General features: G+C 62.3%; 5 protein-coding genes and 3 pseudogenes. 6 read left to right on the top strand and 2 right to left on the bottom strand.

Annotation, left to right across the window (positions count from 1 at the left end; translation table 11 throughout):
- Positions 1-191 precede the first annotated feature (191 nt).
- Positions 192-909 (top strand): annotated as a pseudogene (locus SO139_RS37230) (DinB/UmuC family translesion DNA polymerase).
- Positions 910-1,040: 131 nt separating this feature from the next.
- Here the strand turns inward: SO139_RS37230 and SO139_RS37225 are convergent.
- Positions 1,041-1,976, bottom strand: coding sequence for a LysR family transcriptional regulator (locus SO139_RS37225; RefSeq protein WP_498541581.1), 936 nt, complete (start codon positions 1,974-1,976; stop codon positions 1,041-1,043).
- Between the two features lie 167 nt (positions 1,977-2,143).
- On the opposite strand from SO139_RS37225, the pseudogene SO139_RS37220 reads away from it, so the two are divergent.
- From SO139_RS37220 to SO139_RS37200, 5 genes and pseudogenes are all read left to right on the top strand, one after another.
- A pseudogene (locus tag SO139_RS37220) lies at positions 2,144-2,946 on the top strand (oxidoreductase).
- Between the two features lie 70 nt (positions 2,947-3,016).
- Positions 3,017-3,184, top strand: a complete 168-nt coding sequence (locus SO139_RS37215; protein WP_474801694.1) for a hypothetical protein — start codon at positions 3,017-3,019, stop codon at positions 3,182-3,184.
- A gap of 60 nt (positions 3,185-3,244) precedes the next feature.
- On the top strand, positions 3,245-3,367 hold the full coding sequence (locus tag SO139_RS37210) for an alpha/beta fold hydrolase (RefSeq protein WP_474801692.1): 123 nt from the start codon (positions 3,245-3,247) through the stop codon (positions 3,365-3,367).
- The gene (locus SO139_RS37205) at positions 3,364-3,762 is read left to right on the top strand and encodes an alpha/beta hydrolase (RefSeq protein ID WP_474801690.1); all 399 of its coding nucleotides are present in this window, start codon (positions 3,364-3,366) and stop codon (positions 3,760-3,762) included. The genes SO139_RS37210 and SO139_RS37205 overlap by 4 nt, the downstream gene beginning before the upstream one ends.
- Entirely contained in the window at positions 3,755-3,934 is a 180-nt protein-coding gene (locus SO139_RS37200; RefSeq protein ID WP_474801688.1) for an alpha/beta fold hydrolase family protein, read from the top strand. Before SO139_RS37205 ends, SO139_RS37200 begins: the two co-directional genes overlap by 8 nt.
- A 748-nt stretch (positions 3,935-4,682) precedes the next feature.
- Here SO139_RS37200 and ligD read toward each other — a convergent pair.
- Positions 4,683-6,496, bottom strand: a pseudogene (gene ligD / locus SO139_RS37195) (DNA ligase D).
- Positions 6,497-6,573: the final 77 nt, after the last annotated feature.

Genomic DNA, 6,573 nt, shown 5'->3' with positions numbered 1-6,573 from the left:
GCCACGAAAGACCTTGCTCTTTCAAACCCCAGCTGAGAAGTTCGCAGAATGTGTTGCGGCGATGAGTTGAACCCGCCGACCTAGTCTGAGCTGCGACGGCCGGATCTCGATCGTCTATAATCTAGCGATGGTCCGGTCCGATTCAGAGCAAGGCGACTCGAACGTCCCACCGCAAGATCATCCATATCGACATGGATGCGTTCTATGCGCCCGTGGAACAGCGCGACAATCCGGACCTGCGCGGAAAGCCGGTCGCGGTGGGCGGCTCGGCAGAGCGCGGGATCGTGGCGGCCGCGAGCTATGAAGCCCGCAAGCCCAATGGTCAGTTCGTCATCTCGCCTGAGATGGAGCCGCCCTTCGTGGAAACGCTTCCTGTAGGCAAATTCCACGGGATAGGCCCCGCAACGAGCGCTAAGATGAACGCCTTGGGCATATTCACCGGTCTCGACATGCGCAACCGGACGCTGCAGTTCATGAACGCGAACTTCGGCAAGTCGGGCGCCTACTACTATTGGATTTCGCGCGGCGTTGACGAAAGGCCTGTTCGACCCAACCGCATCCGGAAGTCCGTCGGTGCGGAGAACACCATTCTCGACAGACCTTACCGAGGCCAAGACCATGATCGCCGAGCTTGAACCGCTGATCGACAAGGTCTGGCGACATTGCGAATCCGCCGACACCCTTGGGCGAACGGTGACTCTCAAAGTGAAGTTCGCCGACTTCGAGATCATCACCCGCAGCCGGTCCCTCCCTTCGTCAGTCGCCGACCGCGATGGCCTCGCCGAAGTGGCAGTCGACCTGCTGCTGGACAACATGCCTTTTCCGAAGTCGGTTCGGCTTTTGGGGGTCTCACTGTCGTCCTTGCACGTCGCAATTGGTGCTGAGCCGCAACTGGATTTCGGGCTTTGATCCGCATACGGGCGCTGCCGCCTTGTGAACTGGGTCTCATATTCTCATGTCGTGCCCGCACGGGGCTGGATTCGCTTCGGGCCGTCACTGACCCAAAAGTTTGCGTTTCTCGCTGCTGGCGAACGTCTTGCCTACGCGGTTGGCGTCACTCCAGGCGGTGAGTGCGACAGTGCACCCCTTACGAAGTCGATGAACGCGCGCAACGGCGCCGGCACGAGACGTCGGCCAGGATAGTAGAGAAAGGGACCCGAGAAGCTTTGCCACCATGGTTCGAGGGCCGGCTCGAGATGACCATTGGCGAGATGGGGACGCAGCCAGTCCTCGAAGAGGGTGATAATGCCAGTACCGGCGATGGCGGCGGCAACGGCGAGATCTGTCGCCGTCCCAACAATGACCAGCAGCGGTCCTTTGGGTTCGACGCGAACGATTTCGTCCTCCCGTTCAAACTCCCACGGGTCCACCATCGCACCGGACGAAAAACGACCGCCAAGGCAAGCGTGGTTAAGGAGGTCGCGAGGATGATCGGGCCGGCCGTGGCGATCGAGATAGTTTGGAGAGGCCGCGGTTGCGAACCGCTGAATGCGAGGTCCGATCGGGATCGCGATCATGTCCTGCTCCAGACGCTCGTCGTATCGGATGCCAGCATCGCAACCCGCCGCCAGAACGTCGATGAAATTATCCTCCGCAACGACCTCCAGTCGAATGACCGGATAAGCCGCAAGGAAGCGCGGCACGATAGCGGGCAACACCAGGCGTACTGCGCTCACGGGTACATTGAGACGCAGCGTGCCTGCAGGCCTGTCGCGGTAGTTGTTGACGACGTCGACCGCAGCTTCCACCTCGGCGAATGCTGGCCCGAGCCGCTCGAGGAGACGCTGACCCGCCTCGGTGGGCACCACGGTTCGCGTCGTTCGGTTCAACAACCTGACGCCAAGTTGCGCTTCCAGCCTGGTTACCGCTTCGCTGAGTCCTGACGCGCTGGCCCCGCTCGAGCGAGCTCCGTCGCGAAAGCCTCCGGCCCGCGCGACGGTCACAAACGCGTTCAGTTCACCCAGATCGACCTTCACTGTTCGCCTCTCCGAACAACCCGTTCGGATTTACCCAGTTATCGAGCAGACGGGCAACGTCTATCTACCGACCATTGGTTTTATGGAGATGACCTGTGCTCAACATTGAGCCGACCGCCACCTTTGGCCTCGGAGACCGCCGCGTGAAGCGGCTCGGCTACGGCGCCATGCAGCTCGCTGGCCCCCACGTGTTCGGTCCGCCGAAGGATCGCGCCGCGGCATTGGCTGTGCTGCGAGCGGCTCTCGCGTCTGGCGTGAATCATATCGACACAGCCGACTTCTACGGCCCGCACGTCACGAACCAGTTGATCCGGGAGGCGCTGCATCCCTAGCCCACGAACCTCGTCATCGTCACCAAGATCGGCGCTGGGCGTGGCGAAGACGCTTCGTGGAATCCGGCCTTCTCGCGCGAAGAGCTCACCCAGGCGGTCCACGACAACTTGGAATCTCGGGGTCGACGCGCTCGATGTCGTCAATTTTCGCGTCATGATCGAGCGGCATGGCCCGGCCGAGGGCTCGATCGAAGCGCCGCTGAACGTCTTGGCGGATCTCCAGCGTCAAGGCCTGATAAGGCATATTGGGCTGAGCAACGTGACCGCCACGCAGGTCGCGGAAGGACGCAAGATTTGCAGATCGTCTGCGTGCAGAACCAGTACAATCTGGCCCACAGGTCTGACGACGCATTGATCGACGACCTTGCGGGGACGGCATCGCCTACGTGCCGTTCTTTCCGCTCGGCGGGTTCACCCCTCTGCAATCGTCGACTCTGACCGGTGTCGCGGCTCGCCTCGGCACAACGCCGATGCAGGTGGCGCTTTCTTGGCTGCTCCGTCGCGCGCCCAACATCCTTCCTATCCCCGGCACCACCTCGTCCGTCGCGCATCTACGCGAGAATCTGGCCGCAGCCGAACTCGATTTGCCGGATGATGTAATCGATGAGCTCAATGGGCTTGCCGGCACCCCCCGCTGAGGTGGTTTCCAGGCGCAGCATGGTGGCAGCATGTCCAAGTGCCGCCTCATGCCAAATTGGGGCCGACAGTATGAAAATGGAAATGCTCGTGGACATCGGACGTCGCCATGCCCTCAAGACCCTGGCCGGCGCGACCCTCGCCACAACGGCCCCGCAGGCGCTCGCACGTTCTGGCGAGATTGAATCCAGGGTGGCCCGCTTGAATGGCTGCGACATTCATTATCGGGTCGCAGGTTGAGGTCCCAACGTCGTGTTGCTTCACGGGTGGCCACAAACGTCCTTCGCATGGCTGGGCGTGATGCGCAGGCTGGCCGATCGATATCGCTTGATCGCGCTTGACATCAGGGGCACGGGCCTCTCGGAGAAGACGGTGTCCGGATACGATAACCGCACCATCGCGCCGAGGACGTCCGGCAATTGATCGAACTGGAAGCGGGCGGTCGCACGCATCTCGTCGGTCACGACATGGGCGGAAAGTCGGCGCTCGTGCTCGCCCTGCTAGCGCCGGAGTCCCTCTCGAAGTTGGTGCTCGTCGATTGTTCGGTGCCGGGCACCGAGAACATGGACGCATCGCGGCGGCCTATGGCACTACGGGTTCCACATGGCGCCCGAGATTCCGGAACTTCTAACGAAGGGTCGCGAGCGCGACTATATCGCGGCTCAGATCAGGTCATGGTTTCATCGCAAGGACGCGGTCGCCGACGAGGCGATCTCCGAATACGCCTCGCATTACGCGAAGCCGGGCGGGATGACGGCCGGGTTCAACCTTTATCGCGCGCTCAAGGCCGACGCCGCCCTGGTGGCTTCGTTGAGTGATCGCCGGCTTGTCATGCCGGTGATGACCATCGGTGGTCGCCCGACAAGCTCGCCCAGCAAGTCGCGCCGCGCTGCGACCGACATGTGGGTCGTCGAGGACAGCGGTCACTTCGTTGCCGAGGAAGCTGAGAGTACGTTCTGCGACCACCTCGTCCGATTCCTTGGCGCCTAGCGCTCTGCCTGTTCAGCGACAACCGGAAGAATTATCGTGCTTTGCTGACCGGCATCAGCATCGGCATCGGCATCGGGCTCAGCGGATACTTCGGTCGGCAACCTTTCCCGGCAATATTCGTTAGTTCACATCACCGGCCAAGGCTCTGCCCGTGGGCGTCGGTGGCTGAGAGACCGATCGCGCTCCCGCCTGCATATGTCAGGAGAGCGCCTTGCCGAATCGGCTCCGATGCTATTACCCCCTATCGACCGACGCGGAGCACGCGGCGGAAATGCGGCGCCTGCTGGCGGAAGCGCGCAAAGTTCTGGAGCTGCCGGTCCCCGACACGTTCCTTGGCCACAAGACGATTGAGTCGTCTCCGGAGGCGGACGCGGATGAGTCCCCACTCGCGCCGGACAGGTAGGCCGCTGACTCATCGGAACGTTCGAGCTCGTTCAACGTCATTGCCGCACGTCGATCGGGCGCGGGCATGAGTGACGAACCTCCGCCAACCCGGCTTTTGCCCCCGCTGCGGCGCGGCACTGAAGCTGGTCGTCAAGCTGCTCGACCAGAGCAAGGGACGGGCCGTCCGCGTCTACAGGTGCTTGTCCGGCCATTAATCTGGGGAGTGCTCGAAAACCAGAGCCACGCCGTCGATGCGCTCGGGAGGTCTGGCATGTGTCGACACACGCTGTCGACACAAGCACGGCCTGCTGCTGGGCGATTTGTCACCCATTGCCAAAACTGATCGAATGCGTCCGCTATGCTCTTACCTCCTCTTCACCCGAAACGGACGCTCGATCGTGAACGCATCCGGCCTCGCGCCTCGCTCGACGCGTTTCCAAGTCACAGGTGCGGCAATTGGAAAGCCTTGGCGTGCCCGCGGTGAATAGGCGGCAACAGCGGTGCTGCCGCGCCCGTTTCGCAGTAGTCAAGGAATATGCGTCCGTTGCGTTGGGCCAGTGCCGATAAGATGTACCGCGCTGGATCGCGCGAGGCGAAATCGGACACCAACCCACGTGCGATGCGATGCGTTTGGTCGTGCAGCATGGGCTCGGCAAGAGGCGCCATCAAATGGATTCCCTTGCCGCCCGTGAGCTTGGGCCAAGTGTCGAAGCCCTCCCGCTTCATCAGGTCGCGAAATTCCAGCGCGGTGTCGACCACCATCTCCCACTCAACGCGTTCGCCAGGATCGAGATCGATTACGATACGATCGGCGAGTTCGATTTCGTCAACCGTCGAATTCCAGGGGTGCAGCTCGACAGCTCCAATCGCAACCAGACCGAGAAAGCCGTCGAGACTGTCGACCCAAAGGCGGGTCCCTTGGCCTCCCTCGCGCTTTTGGATGCGGAGCTGGTGTACGGCTTCGGGAATATCCTTCGGAAGCGGCCCCTTGTGGTAGAAGGTCGTGCCGTGCACGTGCCGGACGAGCTTAAGCGGGCGATGGCCGAGATGCGGCAGCGCCTTGTTCCAGACCCGCCTCCAATAGTCCGCGAGCTCTTCCTTCGAGGGCACCGCCGCATCCGGGAGCAGTTGCAGAATGTTTTCCCTAGGCACTCCGAGCTTCGGCCGGGTGGGGGAGGAGGGCACTAGTCGGGGCGCCTTGACGTTTCGCAGCGTGAGGTCGTCACGCAGGCCTTTGAACACGGCTTCGCGCAGCAGGCCGTCGTCTGTGAGGGCTCCATACTCCACCTCGGCTTTCACGGTGGGCTGGACCCAGGTCGCCTTTGGCTTCTTGACCCTGATGTGTAATGGCGATGTTCGCCGGATCAGCGGATCCAGCCGCTCGCGCAACTCACGCGCCGTCGTCTCCGTGTAGCCGGTGCGGACTTTGCCGACGTAGAGCAGCTTTCCGTTATCCCGACGAGCGACGTAGAGGGAGGCAATCTTGCGGGGGTGCGCTCCGAGCTTTTCCACGAACGCAACAATCGGAAAAGTCTCGCTCTTCTTGCATTTGAGCTTGATCCAGGCCTCCTGTCGGCCCGAGCGGTACGGCTGACCAAGGCGTTTCGCGACGAGACCTTCCAGGCCAAGCTCGCAGCCCTTCTCGAAGATCTCGTCGCCGTTCGCCTCGAGAGGCACGACATAGATGAAGGTCTTCGGCGCATCCTTCAGCAGGTGCTGCAGCAACCGCTTGCGCTCCTCATAGGCGGCGCCACGTAGATCGTAGCCGTCGAGGTACAGGAGATCGAAGGCGTGATAGCGCACACGGCCGCTGCGCTTCTTGCCGAGCTCGCGCCGGAGCTGCTGAAAATCAGGCAGTCCGGAGCTACCGTAAACCACCGCCTCGCCGTCGATGATCGCCCTCTTCGCGTTCAGCTCGCAGGCCGCGGACGCGAGGGACGAGAACTGTTCGGTCCAGTCTAAGCCCATCCGCGAATAGACGTTGACATCTCCATCTTGAAGGTGGAGCTGCGCGCGATAGCCGTCAGCCTTGATCTCGTAGACCCAACCGTCGCCGCGCGGCGGATGCCCCCGCAACGTGGGGTCGCACGGCTCGATGTAACCTGGAATAGCAGCTTTGCGAGCGCCGGCGACGCGCGATACTCCCACACGAGACTGACGCAACGCCACGGCACACATGCGGATTCAACGCCGCGAGGCCGATTCGTTCCCCACCTCGAATGGCGGCAGCCTTCGCGGAAGCGCTACAGGGTGGG

This window comes from Bradyrhizobium sp. UFLA05-89, assembly GCF_059803475.1.
Note: the sequence above shows the minus strand (reverse complement) of the source record. Positions and strands in the feature narration are given on the sequence as shown.